This is a genomic window from Psychrobacter sp. Choline-02u-9, assembly GCF_002836505.1.
Lineage (GTDB): Bacteria > Pseudomonadota > Gammaproteobacteria > Pseudomonadales > Moraxellaceae > Psychrobacter.
On the sequence record NZ_PJBF01000069.1, the window covers coordinates 1 to 26,056 of the forward strand.

Here is a 26,056-nt window from a genome sequence, read left to right on the forward strand (position 1 = left end):
CGTAACTGGCGCAATCCAATTACAAGACGGTACTGAAATGGTAATGCCTGGTGATAACGTTGAGATGGGCGTAGAGCTTATCCACCCAATCGCTATGGACAAAGGTCTTCGCTTCGCTATTCGTGAAGGCGGCCGTACTGTAGGTGCTGGTGTTGTTGCTAACGTATTGAACTAATATAAGTCTCAGCAGTGAGAACTTGAATTAGTCATAAAAAAGGCCATCCTATCTAGGGTGGCCTTTTTTTGTGGGAGAAATTTGAAGCAAGATCGAAAATAGAATTATGCCTAGCATGTGTTAATGAATTGGCTATATATGTGACAGAGACAATTATTTGTTAGATAGCATATTGTAATCTACGCCATAGCTTGTTATATTGTCGCTGCACTTAACGCTAGCAGTTATTTTAGATTGCGGCAGTGCAAAATCAGGTAAAATTAATAATTTTACCGCCAAGGGCTTGCATTCTATGCTAAATATTGTATAATGCTGTCCTTTACACCCATAGGCGATTGGCTCAATTGGTAGAGCATCGGTCTCCAAAACCGAGGGTTGTAGGTTCGAGTCCTACATCGCCTGCCATCTTCTTATCACATCTTTGTTGTACCCCACCATCTCCGAAGCGAGTTCTTTATGAGCAATGATCAAGATAACCTCGAGACTAAGTTATCTGATGCCAAGGCGGTTGCTGGTGGAATGCTGTCTAAAAATAAGCATGTTTCAGCTAGCGGTACTACTGCTGTTGAAGTGGCTAAGACTGGCTCAATAAAAGATTTGATTTTGTGGCTACTTGCCGCAGCTGTATTAATCGGTGCGACTCTAGTAAATCAATACTTACCAGGCTATTGGCAACCTGCCAACGATGTTTGGGTACGTATTGGTATTATTGTCGTACTTGTTGTATTTGCATTAGTCTGTTTGGCGTTAACGCATCAAGGCCGTGCTTTTAAAATATTATTAAAAGACGCTGCCGTTGAACTTCGCCGAGTGACATGGCCAGGTAAAGACGAAACCTTTCAATACACATGGCAAGTGATTGTCGTGATTGCGATTGCTGGTTTCTTTATTTGGTTATTGGATAACTTTTTTAATTGGTTCGTTGGTATCTTTATCGGTTAATAGCACGTATTAGTGACTATTAGCGAGACATTTACTTATAACGACTTATTTATAATGATCAGGAGCGTGATATGCGTTGGTATATTGTCCAAGCGTTTTCAGGATATGAAAAACAAGTACAACGTTCATTAACTGATCGTATTAATCGTAGTGACTTTGCTGAGTCATTCGGTGATGTATTGGTTCCTACTGAAGAAGTCGTCGAAATGAAAGACGGCAAAAAACGTAAGAGTGAGCGCAAGTTCTTTCCTGGATATGTATTGATCCAAATGGAGATGAACGATAATACTTGGCACATCGTAAAAGACTGTCCTCGTATTATGGGCTTCATCGGTGGTACGCCTGAGATGCCTGCACCGATTACGCAAGTAGAAGCTGATCGCATTTTAAACCGTTTGAACCAGACTGAAACTGACCCACGTCCTAAGACTCTATTTGAGCCAGGCGAAGAGTTGTTGGTTATCGATGGTCCATTTACTGACTTTAAAGGGTTGGTAGAAAAAGTGGATTATGAGAAGTCTAAACTACATCTAACGGTAAACGTATTTAATCGACCTACGCAGGTTGAGCTTGAATTTAGTAAAGTTGAAAAACTAGACTAAATTAGCAAAAAATTCATCAACCGGGGAGCTGTTAGTCAATTAGGTATATACCACGTTGATTTGGCGCTATCACCCATTTAGGAGAGTATCATGGCTAAGAAGATTGATGGTTACATCAAACTGCAAGTGCCTGCAGGCAAAGCAAATCCTTCACCACCTATTGGTCCAGCTTTGGGTCAAAAAGGCGTGAACATCATGGCGTTCTGTAAAGAATTTAACGCTGCGACCTCAGGCCAAGAGCCAGGTCTACCGATCCCAACTGAGATCACAGTATACAGCGACAAATCTTTTACCTTCATCATGAAGTCACCACCAGCTGCATACTTACTACGTAAGGCTGCTGGTATTGCTAAAGGTTCAGGTACACCGAACACTGCTAAAGTTGGTAAAGTTGACCGTGCACAACTAGAAGACATCGTTAAGACTAAGAATGCAGATTTAACTGCAGCTGATCTTGACGCTGCTGTCCGTACCATCGCTGGTACTGCACGTTCAATGGGTATTACCGTGGAGGGTGTATAATGTCTAAGCTAACCAAACGTCAAAAAGAAATTCAAAGCCGTATTGATAACGAAAAACAGTACACTATTGAAGAAGCGGTTCAAATCCTAAACGATTTGCCAGCGCTAAAATTCAAAGAGTCTATCGATATCGCAGTAAACTTGGGCGTTGACCCACGTAAATCTGATCAAGTAGTTCGTGGTGCAACCAACCTACCTGCTGGTACTGGTAAAACCAAACGCGTTGCTGTATTTGCTCAAGGCGCTGCTGCTGAAGCCGCTAAAGAAGCTGGTGCAGACATCGTTGGTTTTGAAGACCTAGCAGAGCAAATCAAAGCCGGTAACATGGACTTTGATGTTGTTATCGCAGCTCCAGATGCTATGCGTGTTGTTGGTCAGTTAGGTACTATCCTAGGCCCACGTGGTCTAATGCCTAACCCTAAAGTTGGTACGGTAACGCCAAACGTTGCTGAAGCTGTGACTAATGCGAAAGCTGGTCAGGCTCAGTACCGTGTTGATAAAGCTGGTATCATCCATGCAACTATCGGCCAAGTTGGTTTCACTGCTGATCAAATCGAGCAAAACGCGCAAGCGATTCTTTCTGATCTAAAGCGTGCTAAGCCTGCTACTTCTAAAGGTACTTTCATTAAGAAAATTACCTTGTCTAGCACGATGGGTCCAGGTCTAACGATCGACGCTGTTCCTTATCGTACTGCTAAATAATTAAAGTTTTTATCTTCAAATATTTTGAATGATAAACAAAAACAGTTTTTAAAGAATTAGGTCAGCGTAGTATTTGCTACGCTGTCTAAGACCGTAGGTAGAGAGTAGTTTAGAGTCATAGTTAGCGATCTTCGGATAGCTGTTTATGATAATAAGTCACTTTTGTTAATCGACGACAGATGAAAATCTTAGTTGTCCTACGCAGACGGTGGCCCACACAGTTTAAGACACGAGCGAATAGGGCGATAAGATTATTTATAATCTTCAAACTATTACTCAACGTCATTCTGATAACGGTGCCGTAATCAGTCGTTATCAGTAGATGCTTTTTTTATTAATTGAATCCACTGGTAATGTGTCGTATCAAGTCAGTCTTAGCTTACAGTTTGAGCGCATAAAAACCTTGTTTTTGGCACTTTTATTATAAGTCGATTGATAAGATTAAAGGAGTCAACTTATGGCATTAACGCTAGAACAAAAACAACAAGTTGTGGCTGAAGTGTCTGAAGTTGCTGCTAATGCTTACTCAGCAGTAGCTGCCGAATATCACGGTATTGGTGTTGCACAGCTTACTAAGCTGCGCGAACAAGCTCGTGATAAAGGTGTCGTTTTGAAAGTGGTAAAAAATACACTAGCAAAACGCGCTTTTGAAGGCACTAAGTTTGAGAGCATGTCAGACCGTATGACTGGTCCACTACTTTTGGCTTTCTCTATGGAAGATTTGGGATCTGCTGCTCGAGTCGTTTTCGACTTCAGCAAAGATAACAAAGCTTTAGAGACCAAATTAGTATCAGTCGGTGGTGAAGTTTATGGTCCAGAAGAGCTAGAGCGCGTATCGAAGCTACCAACTCGCGACGAAGCAATCTCTATCTTGATGGCTACTATGAATGCACCAGTGACCAAGCTTGTCCAGACTATGAACGCTGTTCCTGGCAAGTTCGTTCGCACTGTAGCGGCAATCAAAGACGCAAAAGAAGCTGCTTAATTGCTTGTTTTAACGTAACTTTAACATCGCTAATTTTGGTTGCATTTTATTGTCACATTAGGCAAGCAATCAAGGCGATATTAGAATCAATTAATTTTTATCAGATAACGGAGAGTTCTCATGGCACTATCTAAAGATGACGTGTTAAATGCAATCGCTGAAATGTCAGTAATGGATATCGTTGAGTTAATCAGCGACATGGAAGAAAAATTCGGCGTAACAGCTGCTGTTGCTGCTGCACCTGCTGCTGCTGGTCCTGCTGCTGCTGCTGCTGAAGAAAAAGACGAGTTTGACGTAGTTCTTGCCAGCTTTGGCGAGAAGAAAGTTGGCGTAATTAAAGCCGTACGTGAAGCTACTGGTCTTGGCCTAAAAGAAGCGAAAGATTTGGTTGAAAGCGCTCCAGCTCCAATCAAAGAAGGCGCATCTAAAGCCGAAGCTGAAGAGTTGAAAAAGAAACTTGAAGAAGCTGGTGCAACTGTTGAACTAAAATAAGTTTAACACTGTACGAAAAAAAGCTGGTAATGCCTTGCATTGCCAGCTTTTTTTTACTATAATTCGTAGCTTGACCTTTTGTGTCTGCCAACATACGTATGCAACATCACGGTGGATACCCATCAAAAGGACAGACGATATACATGCAAGCACACATGCCAGTTTTTGAAATCAGTTAATATGAGCTAAACGTCTGTAGATGTTTGGCATTTTTTTGTGTCTGCATGCTTTCCTATCAACACTATAGTTTATACTGATTCTAAAAGTTATAGTTACCCCGATTATTAATCCTGAAAAAAGCGGTATTCTTAAAAAAGCTGTTGATCATAAGTTGCCTACTTGGTGTGGCATGACTGTCGATATTTAGTCTTATAGACAGTTTGTATGTGTAGGGAATATGGTTCGGTAATAAGTAGTCTAGATGGCAAGTGATATGGATGCAATCTTAATAGACATTATTTCCCAGCAATGTATTAGTAAATTAAGCCTGATAGGCAATGTGTTATAGATTATATAATGTTGAATTTTTCGGTTGCAACAGTCATATAGACTGATTCACTTACCATGAATCTAGCAAGCAACGACGAGATTAAGTGAAGTGTGCTAGGTAAGCACTGAAGAGTAAAGTAGTAATTGACAGAAAAGACATGAACTGAACACGAAGACCCGTTTTATATTATCGTTTACGTCGTCACGTTTGCATCGTATTTATGCATACTGGCCACGCTTTTAATTTGTTTCCACGTTTACTGTAAGGACTCTCGATGGCATATTCTTATACTGAAAAAAAGCGTATTCGCAAAAGTTTTGCTGAATTGCCCACTGTAATGGACATTCCCTATTTACTGTCTATTCAAGTAGATTCTTATGAGCAATTTTTGCAAGAGCACAAAAAGCCGAAAGCTCGTGAGAATACTGGTTTGCAAGCTGCGTATTCCTCTATTTTCCCAATTGAGAGTCACTCTGGTAACGCAGAGCTACAATTTGTTGAGTACTATTTAGGCACGCCTGAATTTGATGAGCGTGAGTGTATCTTACGTGGTTCAACGTTTGCGGCGCCTATGCGTGTCAAAATCCGTTTGATCATCAAAGACAAAGACAGCAAAGACAAAGATAGCAAAGCTGCTATCAAAGATATCCGTGAGCAAAGCGTTTACATGGGCGAGATGCCTTTGATGACGGCTAACGGTACTTTCATTATCAATGGTACTGAGCGTGTTATCGTATCTCAGCTACATCGTTCACCTGGTGTGTTCTTTGACCATGATAAAGGTAAGTCGCATTCAAGTGGTAAAGTGCTTTATAACGCACGTATTATCCCTTACCGTGGTTCATGGTTAGACTTTGAATTTGATGCAAAAGATTTAGTATTTGCTCGTATTGACCGTCGCCGTAAACTACTTGCGTCAATCATTCTACGCGCACTTGGTCTAACAACTTCTGAAATTCTAGATTTATTCTTTGATAAAGTTGCTGTTTATAAAGGCGAAGAGACGTTTGAAATTGATTTAGTTGCCGATCGTCTACGTGGCGAAATGGCTCAGTTCGATATCGTATCACCTGAAGGTGACGTTATTGTAGAGCAGGGCAAACGTATTAACGCACGCCGTATCCGTCAGCTTGAAGAAGCAGGTATGACGAAAATTGCTGTGCCTGATGAATACCTATATGAGCGTATTTTAGCTGAAGACATCGTTGTTAATGATGAAATCATCGCTAAAGCGAACACGCCAATCGACCACGAGTTATTGGTGAAATTGAACTCATTTGAAGCCAGTGGTGCCATCAAAGAGTTCAGCATTCTGTTCACTAACGATATCGACCAAGGTAGTTATATTGCCGATACGCTACGTGCTGATAGCACCTCAAGCCGTGAAGAAGCGTTGATCGAAATCTACAAAGTAATGCGTCCAGGTGAGCCACCAACGGTTGAAACTGCTGAGAAACTGTTTGAGAGCATGTTCTTCAACGCAGATCGTTATGACTTATCAAACGTCGGTCGTATGAAATTCAACCGTCGTCTTGGTTTAGAATTTGATAATACTGATGATCCTGATATCCAGCGCGAACGCAGTGTATTGACTAACGATGATATCGTTAACGTTCTAAAAGAACTTATCGAGATTCGTAATGGTCGCGGCGATGTCGATGATATTGACCATCTTGGTAACCGCCGTATTCGTTCAGTAGGCGAGATGGCAGAAAACCAATTCCGTGTTGGTCTAGTACGTGTTGAGCGTGCTGTAAAAGAGCGTTTAAGCTCAGCAGAATCAGACAACTTGTCACCACAAGATTTGATTAACTCTAAGCCAGTAGCGGCTGCGGTTAAAGAATTCTTTGGTTCAAGTCAGTTGTCACAGTTTATGGATCAGAACAACCCGTTGTCTGAAGTTACCCATAAGCGCCGTGTATCAGCGTTAGGACCTGGTGGTCTAACTCGTGAACGTGCAGGCTTTGAAGTACGTGACGTACATGATACCCATTATGGCCGTGTATGTCCTATTGAGACTCCTGAAGGTCCAAACATTGGTCTGATCAACTCACTAGCGACCTTTGCTAAAACCAACAGCTTTGGCTTCTTAGAAACGCCATATCGCCGTGTGGTTGATGGTAAAGTGACTGACGTTATTGAATATCTATCAGCAATCGAAGAAGTAGGTACTGTTATTGCACAGGCTGATTCTCCGATGACTGAAGATGGCGCGTTATCTGACGAGATGGTCAGTGTCCGTAGCTATGGTGAATTTGTTCGTATGCCGCCAGAAAAAGTGACGCATATGGATGTATCACCAAGTCAGGTAGTATCGGTTGCAGCAGGTCTGATTCCGTTCCTAGAGCATGATGATGCTAACCGTGCCTTGATGGGCTCGAACATGCAGCGTCAGGCTGTTCCTACACTACGTGCTGATAAGCCGTTAGTAGGTACTGGCATGGAGCGTCACGTTGCTCGTGACTCTGGTGTTTGTGTTATCGCTAAGCGTGGCGGTGTGATTGAAGATGTTGATGCATCACGTATCGTTGTTCGTGTAAACGAAGACGAGATGACTGCTGGTGAAGCGGGTATCGATATCTATAACTTGATCAAATACACGCGCTCTAACCAGAACACTTGTATCAACCAACGTATCATCGTTAACCAAGGTGACGAGATTGCTTTGGGTGATATCTTGGCTGATGGTCCATCAACGGATCTTGGTGAGCTAGCACTAGGCCAGAACATCCGCATCGCATTTATGCCGTGGAATGGTTACAACTTCGAAGATTCAATCTTGCTATCTGAAAAAGTAGTTAAAGAAGATCGTTTCACTACGATTCATATCCAAGAATTGACTTGTGTGGCTCGTGATACCAAGCTAGGTACAGAAGAGATCACTGCTGATATTCCAAACGTTGGTGAAGCAGCATTATCAAGTCTTGATGAAGCAGGTATCGTTTATATCGGTGCTGAAGTTGACGCTGGCGATATCTTAGTTGGTAAAGTAACACCAAAAGGTGAAACACAACTAACGCCAGAAGAGAAACTACTACGGGCTATCTTTGGCGAAAAAGCGGCTGATGTGAAAGACACTTCACTACGCGTACCGACTTCAAGTAAAGGTACGGTTATTGATGTACAGGTCTTCACCCGTGATGGCGTTGAAAAAGACGCACGCGCAAGAGCGATTGAAAAATCGCAGCTTGATAGCTATCGTAAAGATTTGAAAGAAGAGCTACGTATCTTTGAAGAAGCAGCACGTGGCCGTATTGGTAATCTACTAGATGGCCAAAAAGTCAGCGGCGGTGCTGGTCTAAAAGCTGGTACAGTTATGGCATTGGCTGATATGAAAGATATGAGCCTTGAGACGTTGCTTGATATCCAACCAGTAGAAGAAGAAATCTCTGAGCGTCTAACGCAAATCGCTGATTACTTGGTTGACAAGCAAAAAGACATCGATGTGAAGTTTGCTGAGAAAAAACGCAAATTGACTGCTGGCGATGACTTGCAACATGGCGTACAAAAAATCGTTAAAGTATATCTAGCGGTTAAGCGTCGTATTCAGCCTGGTGATAAGATGGCTGGTCGTCATGGTAACAAAGGTGTTGTATCGCGCATCATGCCAGTTGAAGACATGCCTTATGATGAAAATGGTAATACCGTTGACATCGTATTGAATCCACTTGGTGTACCATCTCGTATGAACATCGGTCAGGTTCTAGAGACGCATTTGGGTATGGCAGCGAAAGGATTGGGCGAGAAGATTGACGGTATGCTCAAATCGCAAGCAGCGATCAAAGAGCTACGTGACTTCTTGGACAAAATCTATAACCAAGTAGGTGGTGAGCAAGTTGATCTTGATAGCTTGAGTGATGATGACATCATGGCGCTAGCAGACAACTTACGTGGCGGTGTACCGATGGGCACAGCAGTATTTGACGGCGCGAGAGAAAGCCAAGTTAAAGACTTGCTCGAGCTTGCTGGTATGGATCGCGATGGTCAGCAGACGTTATATGATGGTCGTACAGGTCAGAAGTTTGACCGCAAGGTAACGGTTGGTTATATGTACATGCTCAAGCTTAACCATTTGGTTGATGACAAAATGCATGCGCGTTCAACGGGTTCTTACTCGCTAGTCACTCAGCAGCCACTCGGCGGTAAAGCACAGTTCGGTGGTCAGCGCTTCGGTGAGATGGAAGTATGGGCACTAGAAGCATACGGCGCGACTTACACGTTGCAAGAAATGCTAACGGTGAAGTCGGATGACGTTGAAGGCCGTACTCGTATGTACAAAAACATCGTTGATGGTGAGCAGTATATGGATCCAGGCATGCCTGAGTCGTTCAACGTACTGACCAAAGAAATCAAATCACTGGGTATTAATATTGAGTTAAAACAAAGCAACTAGCCCGTTGTTTAACTTAGTTGTCCACTAAAGGCAGTCTGCTTTATTGCTGCTGCTTTTAGTGATTTGTCTCAACCCTATTCATTGCCTTCATTCATCTTATCTGCGTCAATGGTACGCTGTCAGATGATTATAAAGATAACGGAGAAGCAACTTGAAAGATTTACTCGATATCATGCAAAGCCCTACCGGCAACGGTAACCAAGAGTTTGATAGCATTCAAATTACTTTAGCCTCACCTGACGTTATTAAGTCATGGTCGCACGGCGAAGTAAAAAAGCCTGAAACCATCAACTATCGCACGTTTAAGCCTGAGCGTGATGGTCTCTTTTGTGCCAAAATCTTTGGCCCAGTAAAAGATTTTGAATGTCTATGTGGTAAATATAAGCGCCGTAAGTTCCAAGGCGTTATCTGCGAAAAATGTGGTGTTGAAGTCACCACTGCGAAAGTCCGTCGTGACCGCATGGGTCATATCGACCTAGCCAGTCCTGTGGCGCACATTTGGTTCCTAAAATCACTACCAAGCCGCATCGGTCTATTGCTAGACATGACATTGCGCGATATTGAGCGCGTCCTATATTTTGAAAGCTACATCGTGACTGAGCCTGGTCTGACTTCTTTAGAGAAGTATCAGTTGCTTGATGATGAAGATTATTACAAAGCACTTGAAGAGTTTGGCGACGAGTTCACTGCCAAGATGGGCGCGGAAGCTGTCCAAGACCTATTGAAAGATATCGATATGGATCTTGAGATTGATGAGCTGCGTGAAGCGATTCCACAAACAGGTTCTGAGACCAAGCTTAAGAAGATGTCTAAGCGTCTTAAATTATTAGAAGCATTCCGTGACTCTAATAACAAGCCTGAGTGGATGGTAATGAATATTTTACCAGTTCTACCACCAGATTTACGTCCGCTAGTACCGCTAGAAGGTGGCCGTTTTGCGACATCTGATCTTAACGATTTGTATCGCCGTGTCATCAACCGTAATAATCGTTTGAAGCGTCTATTGGAGCTTAGCGCCCCTGATATCATTGTGCGTAACGAAAAGCGTATGCTACAAGAGTCAGTCGATGCGTTGCTTGATAACGGTCGCCGTGGTCGCGCCATCACTGGCAGTAACAAGCGTCCATTGAAATCTTTGGCAGATATGATCAAAGGTAAGCAAGGTCGTTTCCGTCAGAACTTACTTGGTAAGCGTGTCGACTACTCTGGTCGTTCGGTTATCGTTGTAGGCCCAACACTACGTCTACATCAGTGTGGTCTACCTAAGAAAATGGCACTAGAATTATTCAAGCCATTTACTTATAACAAACTATTGTCTCATGGTTTAGCGACTACGATTAAAGCTGCCAAAAAGATGGTAGAGCGTGAAGAGCCACAAGTGTGGGATATGCTGGCCATGGTTATCCGTGAGCATCCGGTACTTCTTAACCGTGCGCCAACACTTCACCGTTTGGGTCTACAGGCATTTGAGCCAGTATTGATCGAAGGTAAAGCCATCCAGTTGCATCCGCTTGTTTGTACTGCATTCAACGCCGATTTCGATGGTGACCAAATGGCCGTTCACGTGCCATTGACGCTTGAAGCACAGCTTGAATCACGTGCCTTGATGATGTCTACCAACAACATCTTGTCACCTGCGAACGGTGATCCGATCATCGTACCATCTCAGGATGTTGTACTAGGTCTATATTACATCAGTCGCTCGTCGATCAATGCCAAAGGCGAGAGCATGATTTTTGCTACCGTTAATGAAGCACTGCGTGCGATTGGTTCAAACGATCTACATGTAAACGCTAAAATCAAAGTGCGTGTTACTGAGACGCAAATTGACGAAGACGGTAACGAGACCAAAGAAATTAGTATCAAAGATACGGTTGCTGGTCGTCTACTTATCTGGAACATCATGCCTAAAGGTATGACGTTTGATGAGTGTAACCAAGAGATGACGAAGAAAAACATCTCTCGTTTGATCAACTCTTGCTATCGTAAAGTCGGCGTCAAAGAAAGTGTTATGTTTGCTGACCAATTGATGTATCTTGGTTTTGCTCAAGCAACACTATCTGGCGTGTCTATCGGTATTGATGACATGGTCATTCCACCACTTAAGAAGCAAATCATCGAAGTGGCAGAAGGTGAAGTTCGCGAAATCGAAGATCAATTCGAGCAAGGTTTCGTAACTGCTGGTGAGCGCTATAACAAAGTAGTTGATATCTGGTCACGTACCAATGACAAAGTCGCTAAAGCGATGATGGACAACTTGGCAACAGATAAAGTTATCAACGCACAAGGTGAAGAAGACGAGCAGAAGTCATTCAACTCTATCTTTATCATGTCAGATTCTGGTGCTCGTGGTAGTGCGGCACAGATTCGTCAGTTGGCTGGTATGCGTGGTTTGATGGCGAAACCAGATGGCTCAATCATTGAGACACCGATTAAAGCTAACTTCCGCGAAGGTTTGACCGTACTACAGTACTTCATCTCAACTCACGGTGCACGTAAAGGTCTAGCAGATACAGCACTGAAAACAGCTAACTCGGGTTATCTGACTCGTCGTCTGGTTGATGTGGCACAAGATTTGGTTATCACTAGCGATGATTGTGGTACTGAAGAAGGCCTACTCATGAAACCACATATCCAAGGTGGTGAAATCATCGAGAAGCTAGGTGAGCTAGTACTGGGTCGTGTGACTGCTCGTGACGTTACTTATAATGACGATGCTGATAAAGTATTGATTCCAGCTGGTACATTGATCGATGAGTACTGGGTTAACGTCCTTGATAACAACGCAATCGATGATATCTGGGTACGTTCAGTAATTACTTGTGATATCGAACATGGCGTATGTTCACAGTGTTATGGTCGTGACCTTGCACGTGGTCATAAAGTGAATATCGGCGAATCAGTCGGTGTTATGGCAGCTCAGTCTATTGGTGAGCCGGGTACTCAGTTGACCATGCGTACGTTCCACGTGGGCGGAGCAGCGAGCTCAGCCTCTGTAGACAACAGCATCTCTGTACGTAATGCTGGTCAAGCGCACTTTGAAAACATGAAAACAGTACAGCATACCGATGGTCACTTAGTCATCGTATCGCGTTCAGCTGAAATCGCATTGACCGATGAGCTTGGCCGTGAGCGTGAGCGCTATAAAGTACCATATGGTTCAAGCGTACTTGTGAAAGACGAAGAGCAGGTTGAAGGCGGTCAAACTATCGCTAAATGGGATCCGCACACGCATCCAATCATCACAGAATTTGCTGGTACAGCACGCTTCAGTGACATCACTGATGGCATGACTGCAACAGTAAAAGTTGATGATGCGACTGGTATGAGCTCATTTGAGATTCTAGCTACTCGTGACCGTTCAAGTTCAGCAAAAGACTTACGTCCTGCGATTATCTTGAACACTGACGAAGGCAAAGAAGTGGTTTACTTCTTACCAGCTGAAACTATCATCCGCGTGAGCGATGGTGAAAAAGTAGCAGCAGGTTCGATTCTAGGCCGTGTACCACAAGCGTCTTCTGGTACAAAAGATATCACCGGTGGTCTACCACGTGTTGCTGACTTGTTCGAAGCACGTCGTCCAAAAGATCACGCTATCATGGCAGAAATGACTGGTGTGGTAAGCTTTGGTAAAGAGACTAAAGGTAAGAACCGCTTCATTATTACTAATGAAGATGGTGAAGTGCATGAAGAGCTAATCCCTAAATGGCGTCAAATCAACGTCTTCGAAAACGAGACGGTAGCACGTGGTGAAGTGATCGCTGATGGCCCACAGAACCCACATGATATCTTACGTTTGAAAGGTCAGACTGCACTTGCTGATTATATCGTCAACGAAGTACAGGACGTTTATCGCTTGCAGGGTGTAAAAATCAACGACAAGCACATCGAAGTTATCATTCGTCAGATGTTGCGTAAAGTTGAAATCACTGACGGCGGCGATTCAAGTCACTTCAAAGGTGATCAGGTCGAGTATGCAGATATCAAAGCATTGAATGCGAAGCTAGAAGCGGAAGATAAATTCCCAGTACAGTTTGAGCGTCAATTACTAGGTATCACCAAAGCAAGTCTAGCAACTGAAAGCTTTATTTCAGCGGCTTCTTTCCAGGAAACAACCCGTGTACTAACTGCGGCTGCTGTGACTGGTAAAGTGGATGAGCTACGTGGTCTGAAAGAAAACGTGGTTGTGGGTCGCTTGATTCCTGCAGGTACGGGTCTTGCTTATCATAAAGCACGTAAAGAGAAAGCAGATCAGAAGCTACAAGATAAAGATTTGAATGCAGCGTTTGATATGACTGCAAGCACTGATAGCAAAGACTTTGCAAGCTTTGATGAAGCATTTGCTCAAGAGTTAAATCAAGATAATTAATCGCATTAAGTATTTTGATTCATTCTTAATTTGATAAAAAAGCCAGCCTAAGTTGCTGGCTTTTTTGTGCGTATAAAAAACTGAGAAAGGCATGGTGCTATTATCTAAAAAAATAGTACACTGGAAATAGGCTCTAATTCACTACTTATAGAAGGATAATTAGCAAATGGCAGGTAAAACTCGCGTCGCCAAATATCAAGCAGATCGAACCAATCAAAAGTTATATTTCTGTCGTTTATCTTGCCAATCTGCAGGAAGTACCAATGATAAGCAGTTATACCAAGCACACTGTGAGACTGCTATTTTTCACTTGCATGGTGCTTTATTGGCATTTATTCAGGAGCTCGGTCATTTCTATAGCCTAAATATGACGGCGCCAACTTTGCTCGATATTGAGCAAGCACTGAGCGAGCGTACCCAAGTATCTCCTGAGATTCAGCGTTTGCAGCAATTACAGCAGCAAGGTTTTATCGCCAATATAGAACGTGCTTATCAGCGTTGTCTGTATGCAGTACCGCCAGATACTATCGTCGATGAAGCGCCAAGCAGTCATTCAGCGTCGCCAGACTTGATTGTCAATGTTGTCACCTTATCCAATCAATGGCTGCCTGATGAGACCACAATACGAGAATGGCGCAATCAGCTTTTAGAGCTGATTGAACAACTGCGTGCAGGCATGGTCGAGTTCTAATAGGAAGTAAACCAGAAGATTTATTCTTTGATAGCTATTTATTGAACCACTTGAAAGTATAATAAAGGCTTATTCAATCATTATTGAATAAGCCTTTTTCTTATTAACTAAAAATAGTCTTGTTTGTTACTCTGGCATCGGTGGCATACTTTCAACGGGTGTCACCGTTAATGGATTTTCCGGTACGCTGTCATCACTACGATTGCTACTTGGTTTCGTTGATGGTGGAGTGCTCGTCTCCTCAGTAGGCTCTGGAACCGAAGGCTTACGCTGCTGGGTTTGAGTCTTGACTGGTTTTGCTGATTTATTAGCGCCATCATTAACTAGGACACCATCATCAGTCATCTCTATAATGCTTTGCTGTTGCTTTCTGGATTTTGAGCGATTATTGATAGATACCCATTGGCTTGGCGTGTCTTTCAGCTGAGCTTTCATAAAGTCCATCCAGACTGGCAGTGCTGCCACACCACCATATTCACGGCGACCCATAGTAGATGGTTGATCGAATCCCATCCATACTACTGTCGCATTGGTAGGATGGAACCCTGCAAACCAGGCATCTTTGGCCTGATTGGTGGTACCAGTTTTGCCACCGATATCATCACGTCCTAATGCTTTTGCTCTTACCGCTGTACCGCGTTGGACTACGTCGCGTAGTATATCTGCCATCTCAAAAGCCACTCTAGGTTGCAGTATGCGCGGTGCTTGTTTGGCTCTTACATATTGTACGGCAGGTGCTTTCAGGCGGTCTGATTGTGGACCTGCGTTATATACCTTTAAATCAAGCTCTTTATCTGTTGTTTCGCTATCATCATTACTTTTCGATGATGAATTATCAGCGGTTATTTCATTAGTACTATCATCAGGCGCTTCAATTGACTTCTCATACTCTTCAACTAAGCTGCTATTAACTTTTTCAAGTTTTTCGTTAAAGCATAGTGCACACGCTTGACGTGGATTTGCCTGAAACAACAGCTCGTTTTTATAATTGTAAATTTGTTCAATAAAGTAAGGTTGGACACGATGCCCACCATTCGCGAAGGTTGAGTAAGCCGTGGCCATTTGTAATGGTGTGGCTTGTCCTGCTCCAAGTGCTAATGACAAGGTTGTTGGCAGCTTTTCTTTATCAAGACCGAATTCATCTAATAGGTTGCGCGTACTTGAGATACCGATCGCTTGTAACAAGCGAATAGATACGAGGTTACGGGATAAATATAAACCACGACGTAAAGTGATATCACCTAAGAAACGTTCATCAGAGTTTTTCGGTTTCCAGTCACCTACTTGAATAGCTCGGTCAGACACTATGGTATCTGGACGATAACCTTTTTCTAAAGCAGCGGTATAAACAAGCGGTTTAATGGTTGAGCCAGGTTGACGCCAGCCTTGTAGAGCGCGGTTGAACTTACTGTGGTTAAAATCAAAGCCACCAACCAATGCATTGACAGCACCAGTCTCTGGATTCAACGAGACCAAACTGCCCTGGATTTTAGGTATTTGACCTAGTTGCCAGTTGCCATTCGAAGTAGGTATCACACGAACGATATCGTTTTTCTTAACAACTTGACTGGCATTACTAGGATAATAACCAATACGGTCAGCAGAAATATATTTGCGTGCCCATTTCATACCAGACCAATTAACGGTCACTTCTTCACCAGATTTTAGGACTGCGTCAAAACTACGAGAATTGACTTTAGTCACTTTGGCAGGAGACATATTGCTGTAGCGTTGGAAGTTCTCGAGAGGCTCATCATTTGCTTCAGCCCCGCGCCAACCATGGCGATGCTCGTAGGCAATCAATCCTGTTACTACTGCTGCTTCTGCATCTGTTTGCGCTTTACTGTCTACTGTGAGACGTACGCGCCAACCACCGTGCATGACTTGATCGCCATAACGTTCGACCAAAGAAGCTCGCGTCATTTCTGCCAAATAAGGCATATTTACATCGAGCTTTTCTTTATATAGGTTGATACCTATAGGGGAGTTGACAGCTTCATCATACTGAGCTTTGGTAATATAGCCAAGCTCATGCATGCGTCCAACGATCCAGTTACGGCGAGTCAATGCGCGGCTAGGATTGGCAACAGGGTTATACTTAGAAGGGGCTTTCGGTAGACCTGCTAACATCGCCATTTCAGCAATAGTTAGATTGTCTAATGACTTACTATAATATTTTTTGGCCGCAGCGCGGATGCCATAGGCGCCTTCGCCTAGATAGATTTTATTGACATATAACGTCAAAATATCATTTTTGCTCAGTTCGTCTTCTATCTTCCGCGCCAAAAATAACTCTGTTAGTTTGCGGTTTAAAGTACGTTCTGGACTTAAGAAATAGTTTTTAGCGACCTGCATCGTAATGGTAGAGCCACCGGTCTGACCATCGTCATCAGTGACTGCTTCGGTGACAGCGCGACCAAGACCTTTAATGCTAATTCCACTATGCTGAAAGAAAGAAGCATCTTCGGCTGCCAAAAAGGCATGGGTTAAATCTTCAGGAATCTCATCAAAACTAACTGGTAATGATAAACGATTGCCGTATTGGCCGATTAATTTATCATCACTACTATAAATCTGTAATGGCATTTCTAATTTGGCTGTTTTAATTTCTTGCGTACTAGGTAGGGTTGGCGATAGATACATGGCCATCCCATAAAAACCAATAGGTACAGCAAGTGCTAGAACAACTGCCAATGCTAGGCAAGCGATAAAGAGTCCCACCAAAAAGCGAATGAGACGAGCGGTAGCATTTGTTTTGGCCATAATAAGACTTATTAGTTAGAATTTGTAGCAGACAATATTATTATACATTGAACAAAATAGGCAGGTCATAATAAATGTGTAAGTTGGCCTTAATATATTTTTAAATGCTTGAATCTATCAATTAAGTAAAGTATTGTATTGAATTATTACAAATAATTACCAGATTGTACACTTAATATAAGGTATAGAGCTAGTGAGGCTATTTACTTCCAAAAGTCGACATTTGATTGGCGTGGATATTTGTGCCACTTCAGTAAAGTTGGTTGACATACAGCGTCAGCAAGGCATGTTCCACCTAAAATCTTATGGTATTGAAAGACTACCGGAAGGTATCGTGGTCGATAAGATTCTAGTAGATACAGAAGCTGCCGGTAATATTATAACGAGCTTGGCAAGACGTTGCCAAGTCGCGGGTAGCAATGCTGCGACCGCTGTTTCTGGCTCTGCAGTGATTACTAAAATCATTGATATGGATATGACACTCAGCGATGTAGAGCGTGAGGCGCAAATACGTTTAGATGCCGACCAGTATGTGCCTTATCCATTAGAAGACGTCAATCTAGACTTTGAAGTATTAGGACCGTCTTTGGTTAGTGAAGATATGGTTCAGGTGTTGCTTGCTGCTTCTCGTTCAGAGAACGTCGACCAGCGTGTCGATGCTTTAGCCTTTGGTGGCCTACAAACGAAAGTCATGGATATCGAGTCTCATGCAATCGAGCGTGCGTTTGGATTGATGGTGGATAGCCTTCCAAACGTACCAGAACTAGTAGCATTGGTAGATATTGGCCACAATCAAACCACATTATACATCGCTAAGAATGGTGAGTTTATTTATAGTCGTGAGCAGTTATTTGGCGGTGCTCAGCTGACCGAGGCAATACAAAATCGCTATGGCCTATCAGCAGAAGAAGCGACACTAAGTAAACGCGAACGTACCTTGCCTGATGACTACTATCCTGAAGTACTAACCCCTTTTATAGAAAATACCATTCAACAAATCACTCGCTCTTTACAGTTTTATTTTTCATCAAGTCAATATAGCAGTATCGATCATGTGGTGCTTGCAGGAGGCAGCAGTTCTATTGCAGGTCTCGCTGGTATGGCACAACAAAAGCTGGGTGTAACTGTCAGTGTTGCCAACCCTTTTACCAATATGACTATTGCACCAAATATTGACAATGAGCAACTGGCGGTTGATGCGCCAAGCTTAATGGCTGCATGTGGTCTTGCGTTAAGGAGCTTTGACTAATGGCTCGTATTAACCTTTTACCTTGGCGACAAGAAGAGCGTGAACGTCGTAACAAAGAGTTTATGACATTGATAGTGGCAGTGACATTACTGACGCTATTAGCAGCTTTTGCTTCATGGAGCTATTTCAATAATGAACTTGATGAGCAGCTTGATGCCAATGCATTGATCGAACAAGAAAACACTCGCTTAGACACCGCATTGACCGAGATCGACAGTTTAGAGCAGCGCCGTGAAGACATTATTTCACGCATGCAAGTCATTCAAGACTTGCAAGGACGACGTCCTGTGCCTGTACGTTTATGGGACGATCTCGCTAAAGCTATTCCACCAGCACTTTATCTAAATAACCTTAAACGTGAAGGCGATGTCCTAACTTTGACAGGCTTAGCGGACAATCCAAACATTGTGTCTAGTCTGATTCGTAACCTTGATAACAGTAAATGGATGGGCAACTCAGCAGTAAGTAACATTCAGCAGAATATTAGCGCTTATGAGGCTGCCCCAGTCCTCAATAATACGGTTAATACTGGTGAGCAGGCGCGCCCCGTTTATCCTGAAGACAGTTACGTACAGTTTGTAGTAACGACTAGAGTACAATCGGAAACTCCGACTGCTGCTGATACCGATACTGGTCTAGGAGGTGCATTATGAAGCTTATCCGCAAAAAGAGCCTCTCTAAAACCAAAAAATCTGCTTTAAAGCCAAAAAAGCAATTCGATTTAAATGAGTTTCGCCGTAGTTTTGAGTCGCTAGATTCAGAAAACTATGGCAGCTGGCCATTACCTGTAAAAGTGACAGTGATTGGTCTTATCATTACCTTCATCGCAGCATTGTCATGGGCATTACCCATCAGTAGCAAAATTGACGAGATTAATGCGGCTGAAAGCCAACAACAAACTTTGCTCGATAGCTACCGCGAAAAAGAATCACGCGCACGTCATTTAAAAGCTTATCAAGCGCAAGTTGTCCAAATGGAAACTGAATTTAATACTTTATTAGATCAGTTGCCGAAAGATACACGTGTGTCAGAATTGGTAGAAGGCATAAACATGACAGGCGTTGGTAGCAATATCCGTTTCCAAGATATTTCAGTAGAGCCCGAAATTGAAAATGAATTCTTTATTGAGCAGCCAATACGTATTGCAGCTTTGGGTGAATACCATCAGTTTGGTAGCTTTATCAGCGGTCTTGCTGCTCTGCCTCGAATTATTACGATGCATGATTTTGAAGTCAGCAATCCACAGCCTACATTGGATGTTTTGCCAGAGCTTAACTTAGTCTTGCAAACTAAGACCTATCGCTCTAAAGAAGCGGCTCCTGAAGGTGATGCATCCGCTGCTACTGATGCAAATGCAGGAGGCAACTAATGAATATCCAAAGAATGCCCATGCTATTGGTTTTAAGTGTCGCTGTTTTATCTATGACAGGGTGTAGTGACCGTATAGGTATGGCAGAGCAGGCAATGACCGATATCCGCAACCAGCCTGCACAGCCTATTGAGCCGCCGCCTAAAGCCGAGCTGGTAGAAGATTTTGTATATAGCGCAAGCTCGCAACGTAGTCCGTTTTTGCCACCGAGTTTAGTCAATGTACAAGGCCCGACCACTCCTATAGATGGTGTACGACCAGATATCAACAGAATCAAAGAACCGCTTGAGCAGTATGAACTGTCGCAATTGGTCTTTCGAGGTGTGGTGATTTCGCCCGAAGGTCAGCGATATGCATTGATACAACGTCCTGATGGTTCGGTTGCGAGTGTTAAAGTAGGCGATTATCTTGGATTGAATGACGGCCGTATTGTTGAAATCACGCCGACCCAGGTTAACTTGATTGAAATTGTGCCAGACAGCCGCGCAGGGTTTGTAGAAAAACCCCAGTCGCTGGTATCCCCTATAAGCTAAGTCGGCAGATTTTTTGAGGAATAAATAATGACAGTACGCAATAACAAGGTAATGATGATGAGCAACCGCATGTCTTCTGCTTTTGCCATTTCAGCACTGGCAGTCAGTATAGTGGCTGTGACTAATAGTGCTCATGCTGCACAGCGCATCGATAATGTCTCTGTAGTACAGACCGCACCTGCAGTGACGCAAATGCGTTTGGGGTTTACAGGATTGCCAGTATTGCCCGCAGCCTATCAGCTTGATGATCCTAGTCGCTTAGTTCTAGATTTCGAACAAGTACAGAATGGGCTTGCTAGCCGCTTTAACGAATACAACATCGGTGCGATTAATGACGTTACTACGCTCAGCAGTGACAGTACCACGCGCCTCATTGTTGGTTTAAAAGAATCAGGAAATTATACAACAGCGATTGAAGGCAATGATTTATTGCTGACCATCACTGACCCTAATCGTCCAGTTATTACCAGCGACCCGATTCAAGATGTACTTAATAACAATAATAGTATGACAACAACCGCTGTCGTTACGCCTATTGTTGAGAGTTCTACCGTACCAGTGGCACCTGTACGTACCACAAGCAAGGTTGTCGTGAAGAACGAAATGCCAGCTGATACGATGGTGGTCAGAGTAAATCCGCTTTTAAATCCTCAATTGGCAGCTTCACAAGTAAGCAAGCAGTATAGCTATGATGGGTTAAGCGCAGTCAATTTTTCAGCAGGTAACGACGGTGGCGGTAATGTCAGTATGGTACTGGCCAACGAAGCCATTCCAGTAGATGTGCAGCGCCAAGGTAATAAACTTGTCGTACGTTTAACTGGTAGTACGGTTCCGAGAAACTTACTACGCCGATTGAATATTAACAGTGGTCTTGTTGGTAGTATTGATACCAAAAACCAAGGACAGAATGGCGTCATTACCATTAACATGAATGACGATTATGAGTATCAGGCCTACCAATCAGGTAACCAGTTAAATATTGGTATTAAAAAGCCGGAGCTGTTACGTGAACCGACGCTGGAAGAAAGAGTCTATAGTGGCGAACCGCTATCTATGGAATTCCAAGATGTTGAGGTTCGTAGTGTCTTAGATATTTTGGCGCAGTTTACTGAGATGAATATCGTGGCAAGTGATTCTGTTGCTGGTAACATTACTTTGCGTTTGATTAATGTTCCTTGGGATCAAGCTCTCGATATCATTCTTAAGAGCAAAAACTTGGGCAAGCGTGAAAATGGTAATGTGATTTTGGTTGCGCCTTCTACTGAGCTCGCTGAGCAAGAAGCACGTGAACTAGAAGCGCAGCAAGCTGTCCAATCTTACGCACCTTTGCGTACTGAGTACATTCGTTTAAGCTATGCAAAAGCACAAGATGTTTTAACCCTTATTTCGCAAGGTAGCGGCGCGACTGGTAATAGTAGTGGCCTCGCAAATCGTGAGGATAATAATACGTTATTATCCAATCGTGGGACGGTAACGGTTGATGAACGTACCAACACTTTAATTATTAAAGACGTTGCTGACAGTATCGAAAACATTCATAAATTAATTAGCAAGATTGATATTCCTGTTCGTCAGGTCATGATTGAAGCACGTATCGTCAGTGCAACTGATAGCTTCAGTAAAGAGATTGGTGTTCGTTGGGGTATCTTGTCAAACGGCGCAGCTAATAACCGCAGCTTATTGGTCGGTGGTAGCAACCAAACACTAGCTGATCTTAAGGACTTTGATATAGAGACGACGACTGTAAATGGTCAGACCGTTTCTTATCCTTCTTATGACATTACTAGTCCTGATAACCTAAACGTTGATTTAGGCGTTTCTAACCCAGCGGGTAGTATCGCCTTTGGTTTGCTCAGTATGTCTGATGTAATGCTAGATCTTGAATTATCAGCGCTACAAGCAGATAACCGTGGTGAAGTTATTTCTACACCAAAGATTTTGACCGCGGATAAGCAAACTGCAAAAGTCTCTTCTGGTACTCAGATTCCGTATCAAGAAGCATCAGCCAGTGGTGCGACGACAACCAGCTTTAAAGAGGCTGCATTAAGTCTAGAAGCGACACCAAATATCACGCCTGATGGTAAAATTGGTCTGCAATTGGTCATTACTAACGGCACGCCGACTATCATCAATAATCAGGTTGCTATCTCTGAAGACTCTATATCAACCAACGTCATTATTGAAGATGGTCAAACAGTCGTGTTAGGTGGTGTTTTCAAAAACCGTACCGGTAACGAAGTAACGAAGGTTCCTTTCTTAGGTGATTTGCCTTATATCGGTCGTGCCTTCCGTAAAGATGTACGTAGCAACACTAAAGAAGAGCTACTTATTTTCGTAACTCCGAAGCTTATTAATGATGGTACGAGTCGTCTGAACTAATCATAAAGCAGTTAGCTAGTTGTTAAAAAAAGTAAGCCATAGTGCTTGCTTTTTTTATGCGCGAGATTGGTGGTTTTCGAGCTGCAATATTTATGTATGTACTGATGAATAGTGTGCTCTAAATTTTACTCACAATAATCACGGCTCATTACTAGCCAGAATAACAATGACGTTGTATCATACCTAATTTAGCTGAGTAAGTATTATGGGGCAGGAATTACCGTCGGTGTTTTTAGTGGGTCCGATGGGAGCAGGGAAGACGACAATCGGAAAACTGCTTGCCAAGCAGTTAGGTCGCACCTTTGTAGACAGTGATTGGTATATTGAATCGCAGACAGGTGCCGACATTGCTTGGATATTTGCCAAAGAAGGTGAAGCAGGTTTCCGTGAGCGTGAAACGCGTGCCATTGATGAATTGACCCAAAACTCTCAAATCGTATTGGCTACCGGTGGCGGTGCAGTCATGTGTTCTGAAAACCGAGAGTTCCTAAAACAACGTGGCATCGTCGTTTATCTTAATGCACCTGTCGAGGTGCAGCTAGCCCGTACCTCTAAAGACAAGTCCCGACCATTATTGCAGCAGCCTAATCCTAGAAAAATACTGCAAGAGTTATATAGTGCACGCGATCCACTCTATCGCCAAGTCGCCCATATTATTATGCCTACTGGTCACACGTACCCACGCCACATGGTCAATCAATTGATGCAGCAGCTAGAATCATTCGTCGATTGCACGACCGACGCATCGGCGCACCAAGAAGACTAGCAATAGACTGGCAACTACGATTGATAAACAGACTCAATTACTTTTACCTCATCGAAAATGCTTTAGGAGTAACACATGGTAATGCCGTTTCATGAAGGCCTAATAGTTCATACGCAAAGTCATGATTATCCTATTGTCATTACTGAACAATCTACGACTGAAAATGGCAGTATGGCGAAGCAGATCGCACCTTATATCAGTGGCCGTCAGGTTTTGATTGTTACTAATGACACTGTGGCACCTTTATACTTAAAAGCATTAGAAGATGAGCTAGCAGAGCAGTTTGTGGTAAAGGTGTGCGTACTGCTAGATGGCGAACAATACAAAAATCAGGCAAGTATTGATCGAATTTATGATGCGCTAATGACAGAACACTTCAATCGCGATGTGACACTTGTTGCCCTTGGCGGCGGTGTAATCGGTGATATGACTGGTTTTGCTGCTGCTAGTTTTATGCGCGGTGTCAATTTTATTCAAATTCCAACGACGCTATTGTCACAAGTGGATTCTAGTGTTGGTGGTAAAACGGGTATCAATCATCCGCAAGGTAAAAATATGATTGGTGCTTTTTGGCAGCCGCAAATGGTACTTGCCGATATGAGTACGCTTAAGACACTGCCTGCACGTGAACTATCGGCTGGAGTGGCTGAGATTATTAAATATGCCCTTATTATGGATGAAGCATTTTTAACGTGGCTTGAGGCAAACTTGCCTGCAATGATGGCGCTTGATTTAGCAGTACTTGGTGAAGCTGTAAAGCGCTGCTGTCAATACAAAGCCGATGTAGTGGCACAAGACGAAAGAGAGTCCGGTGTGCGCGCGCTATTGAACTTTGGCCATACTTTTGGTCATGTGATTGAAACACATGAAGGCTATGGCAATTGGTTACATGGCGAAGCAGTAGCGGCTGGCATGGTACAAGCAGCCGAGCTATCGCAAAAAATTGGCTGGTTAACTGATGATGAAGTCGTACGTATTAAGCGTGTTTTAGAATTGGCAAAATTACCTATTACGCCACCAGCTATCGATGTAGACACTGCTTTAGATTTAATGGGCCACGATAAAAAAGTGAAACACGGACAAATCCGCCTAATTTTGTTAAAATCAATTGGCGATGCGGTAATGACTAATGAGTTTGACGGACAGTTATTACATGAAGTTTTGTCAAAACATAGCGCGTAACGTCTCAAGAATTTATCGTTTATATATTTATACTAAAATCTCGTACTTATAGCCAACTGGTTAGCTGTACCTCTGTTTAAATAAGCATTTATATCACGCTGTAAAACATGTGTTTACCAAGGACCGCCTCATGGCAACATCAAAAACAAAAACGCGTACTGCTAGCCAATCATACAGTCGTCAAGCACTGATTTGGCTAATAGTGACCCTACTTTTAGGGGTGGTCACAGCGTTAGTATGGATGTTTAGTCAAACGCCAGCCATGGGTGCCAAAATTGAAAATGCACCAATATCAGCGCCAGAGATTTTGAATGAAGAGTTTGAGCAACCACTAAAAGTCGAATCGTTACATGAGTTAGATACGGATGTACAACCGATTAATTTTGATGCAACGATTCGAGATTTGCGCGATTATCCTGATGAGTTTAAAGACAAGCGTTATCTGCTGGCTAACAAAGGCAAATGGACTGTTCAAGTAATGAATGTCTCTGAAAATGATGTGATTGTTAGTTACTTAGAAGGCCGTAAAGATCGTGATAAATTTGCTTATTTCCGTTATCTTGATGATGAAAAACAAGTCCGTTATATGCTGACTTATGGGATTATGAGTAGCCCGCAAGAAGCAGTAGGAGCCGCAAAGCTAATAGACTTTAAGCTACCTACAAACGTACGTGTATTGCCAGAAGAGATTAATCGGTATGTCAGTATTGTTGATAATTATGAGCGTCCTGATCCAGTAAAAGATCTAAGTACGAAACGTACACGTGCCGTTGATTTGAAACCTACCAAGCGCGAAGTGCCAGCTCGTTTGCAAGAAGAAGCTGATGATGCCGCTGCTCAAGCTACTAGTGCTAATAATAATCGAGGTAACCAAGAAAGCGCTAATAGTAGCACCACTCAAGAGAGTATTCGTCAGTCGGTAGATACTTCTGCTACGTTATCTGTTAGCGAAGAGCGTACAGTTGGTGGGGAGACGAAAACAATATCTGAAGCATCGCCAAAAGAAGAAAACAACACAAGTAAGCCTGCGCCAGAAAACAAAAAGCCTGCGGCACCGGCGGAGAACTCTACTAGTAAGAAGCCACCAGTCGTGCCAACGCCTAAACCCCCTAGTAGCACAAACAATAATTCAAATGCTAATGGCAAAAGTGCTAACGCTAATCCTCCCAAGAGTAATAGCGATAGTATAAAAGCGCTAATAGAAGACAAGAGTAATTAGTTTTTGTCTGATTAATTTAACCCACTAGCTATTTGGTTAGTGGGTTTTTTTAGCGTTATACGAAATCATTCCATCGTCATAATAAGCGGTAAGCTACTACTGTTAAGTATAGTCTAATCCAAATAAAACCGATACAACCCTATTAACAATTGCATTTAATGAAATAAACGATGACTTATTCAATAGACTATCGCAAACAGGTACTTTCTAGCATCACTGATGGTATGACCATAC

Annotated in this window: 18 protein-coding genes, 1 tRNA gene and 1 pseudogene; 19 read left to right on the plus strand and 1 reads right to left on the minus strand. The window is 42.9% G+C overall.

All coding sequences use genetic code 11. From position 1 onward, the window contains the following. The 11 genes and pseudogenes from tuf to CXF69_RS13995 form a co-directional block, all read left to right on the plus strand. A pseudogene (gene tuf, locus CXF69_RS13945) lies at positions 1-175 on the plus strand (elongation factor Tu); the annotation flags it as partial. 329 nt (positions 176-504) lie between these two features. Further along, positions 505-580 (plus strand) — tRNA-Trp (locus CXF69_RS13950). A gap of 51 nt (positions 581-631) precedes the next feature. Further along, positions 632-1,117 carry a preprotein translocase subunit SecE gene (gene secE / locus CXF69_RS13955; protein ID WP_101204291.1) on the plus strand — a complete coding sequence of 162 codons (486 nt, stop codon included), beginning with the start codon at positions 632-634 and terminating at the stop codon, positions 1,115-1,117. A gap of 71 nt (positions 1,118-1,188) precedes the next feature. Next, positions 1,189-1,719: a transcription termination/antitermination protein NusG gene (nusG, locus tag CXF69_RS13960; protein WP_057761729.1), complete on the plus strand. Its 531-nt coding sequence runs from the start codon at positions 1,189-1,191 to the stop codon at positions 1,717-1,719. Between the two features lie 90 nt (positions 1,720-1,809). After that, complete coding sequence (gene rplK / locus CXF69_RS13965; protein ID WP_057761727.1) at positions 1,810-2,241, plus strand: 50S ribosomal protein L11; 432 nt, start codon at positions 1,810-1,812, stop codon at positions 2,239-2,241. Then, complete coding sequence (gene rplA / locus CXF69_RS13970; RefSeq protein ID WP_057761725.1) at positions 2,241-2,942, plus strand: 50S ribosomal protein L1; 702 nt, start codon at positions 2,241-2,243, stop codon at positions 2,940-2,942. The genes rplK and rplA overlap by 1 nt, the downstream gene beginning before the upstream one ends. Before the next feature lie 457 nt (positions 2,943-3,399). Then, on the plus strand, positions 3,400-3,927 hold the full coding sequence (gene rplJ / locus CXF69_RS13975; protein WP_057761724.1) for a 50S ribosomal protein L10: 528 nt from the start codon (positions 3,400-3,402) through the stop codon (positions 3,925-3,927). A gap of 120 nt (positions 3,928-4,047) precedes the next feature. Then, on the plus strand, positions 4,048-4,419 hold the full coding sequence (rplL, locus tag CXF69_RS13980; RefSeq protein WP_057761722.1) for a 50S ribosomal protein L7/L12: 372 nt from the start codon (positions 4,048-4,050) through the stop codon (positions 4,417-4,419). Positions 4,420-5,183: 764 nt separating this feature from the next. After that, positions 5,184-9,302 (plus strand): DNA-directed RNA polymerase subunit beta, encoded by a 4,119-nt coding sequence (rpoB, locus tag CXF69_RS13985; protein ID WP_101204292.1) that lies wholly within the window; start codon positions 5,184-5,186, stop codon positions 9,300-9,302. A 151-nt stretch (positions 9,303-9,453) separates the two neighbouring features. Then, positions 9,454-13,671 (plus strand): DNA-directed RNA polymerase subunit beta', encoded by a 4,218-nt coding sequence (gene rpoC, locus CXF69_RS13990; protein WP_101204293.1) that lies wholly within the window; start codon positions 9,454-9,456, stop codon positions 13,669-13,671. 166 nt (positions 13,672-13,837) lie between these two features. After that, complete coding sequence (locus CXF69_RS13995) at positions 13,838-14,362, plus strand: DUF6586 family protein (RefSeq protein ID WP_101204294.1); 525 nt, start codon at positions 13,838-13,840, stop codon at positions 14,360-14,362. Positions 14,363-14,488: 126 nt separating this feature from the next. Here the strand turns inward: CXF69_RS13995 and CXF69_RS14000 are convergent, their stop codons facing one another. Next, positions 14,489-17,125 (minus strand): penicillin-binding protein 1A, encoded by a 2,637-nt coding sequence (locus CXF69_RS14000; protein WP_101204295.1) that lies wholly within the window; start codon positions 17,123-17,125, stop codon positions 14,489-14,491. Between the two features lie 193 nt (positions 17,126-17,318). Between CXF69_RS14000 and pilM the strand changes: the two genes are divergently transcribed. From pilM to CXF69_RS14040, 8 genes are all read left to right on the plus strand, one after another. After that, positions 17,319-18,374, plus strand: a complete 1,056-nt coding sequence (gene pilM / locus CXF69_RS14005; RefSeq protein ID WP_101204296.1) for a type IV pilus assembly protein PilM — start codon at positions 17,319-17,321, stop codon at positions 18,372-18,374. Then, on the plus strand, positions 18,374-19,027 hold the full coding sequence (locus CXF69_RS14010) for a PilN domain-containing protein (protein WP_101204297.1): 654 nt from the start codon (positions 18,374-18,376) through the stop codon (positions 19,025-19,027). Before pilM ends, CXF69_RS14010 begins: the two co-directional genes overlap by 1 nt. Continuing rightward, on the plus strand, positions 19,024-19,743 hold the full coding sequence (locus tag CXF69_RS14015; protein WP_101204298.1) for a type IV pilus inner membrane component PilO: 720 nt from the start codon (positions 19,024-19,026) through the stop codon (positions 19,741-19,743). The genes CXF69_RS14010 and CXF69_RS14015 overlap by 4 nt, the downstream gene beginning before the upstream one ends. Continuing rightward, positions 19,743-20,276, plus strand: coding sequence for a pilus assembly protein PilP (locus CXF69_RS14020; RefSeq protein WP_057761705.1), 534 nt, complete (start codon positions 19,743-19,745; stop codon positions 20,274-20,276). Before CXF69_RS14015 ends, CXF69_RS14020 begins: the two co-directional genes overlap by 1 nt. A gap of 27 nt (positions 20,277-20,303) precedes the next feature. Next, positions 20,304-22,655, plus strand: coding sequence for a type IV pilus secretin PilQ (gene pilQ, locus CXF69_RS14025; RefSeq protein ID WP_101204299.1), 2,352 nt, complete (start codon positions 20,304-20,306; stop codon positions 22,653-22,655). Between the two features lie 205 nt (positions 22,656-22,860). Continuing rightward, positions 22,861-23,421, plus strand: coding sequence for a shikimate kinase AroK (gene aroK / locus CXF69_RS14030; protein WP_101204300.1), 561 nt, complete (start codon positions 22,861-22,863; stop codon positions 23,419-23,421). 75 nt (positions 23,422-23,496) lie between these two features. Beyond that, entirely contained in the window at positions 23,497-24,603 is a 1,107-nt protein-coding gene (aroB, locus tag CXF69_RS14035; RefSeq protein WP_101204301.1) for a 3-dehydroquinate synthase, read from the plus strand. A 130-nt stretch (positions 24,604-24,733) separates the two neighbouring features. Beyond that, positions 24,734-25,822 (plus strand): hypothetical protein, encoded by a 1,089-nt coding sequence (locus tag CXF69_RS14040; protein ID WP_101204302.1) that lies wholly within the window; start codon positions 24,734-24,736, stop codon positions 25,820-25,822. Positions 25,823-26,056: the final 234 nt, after the last annotated feature.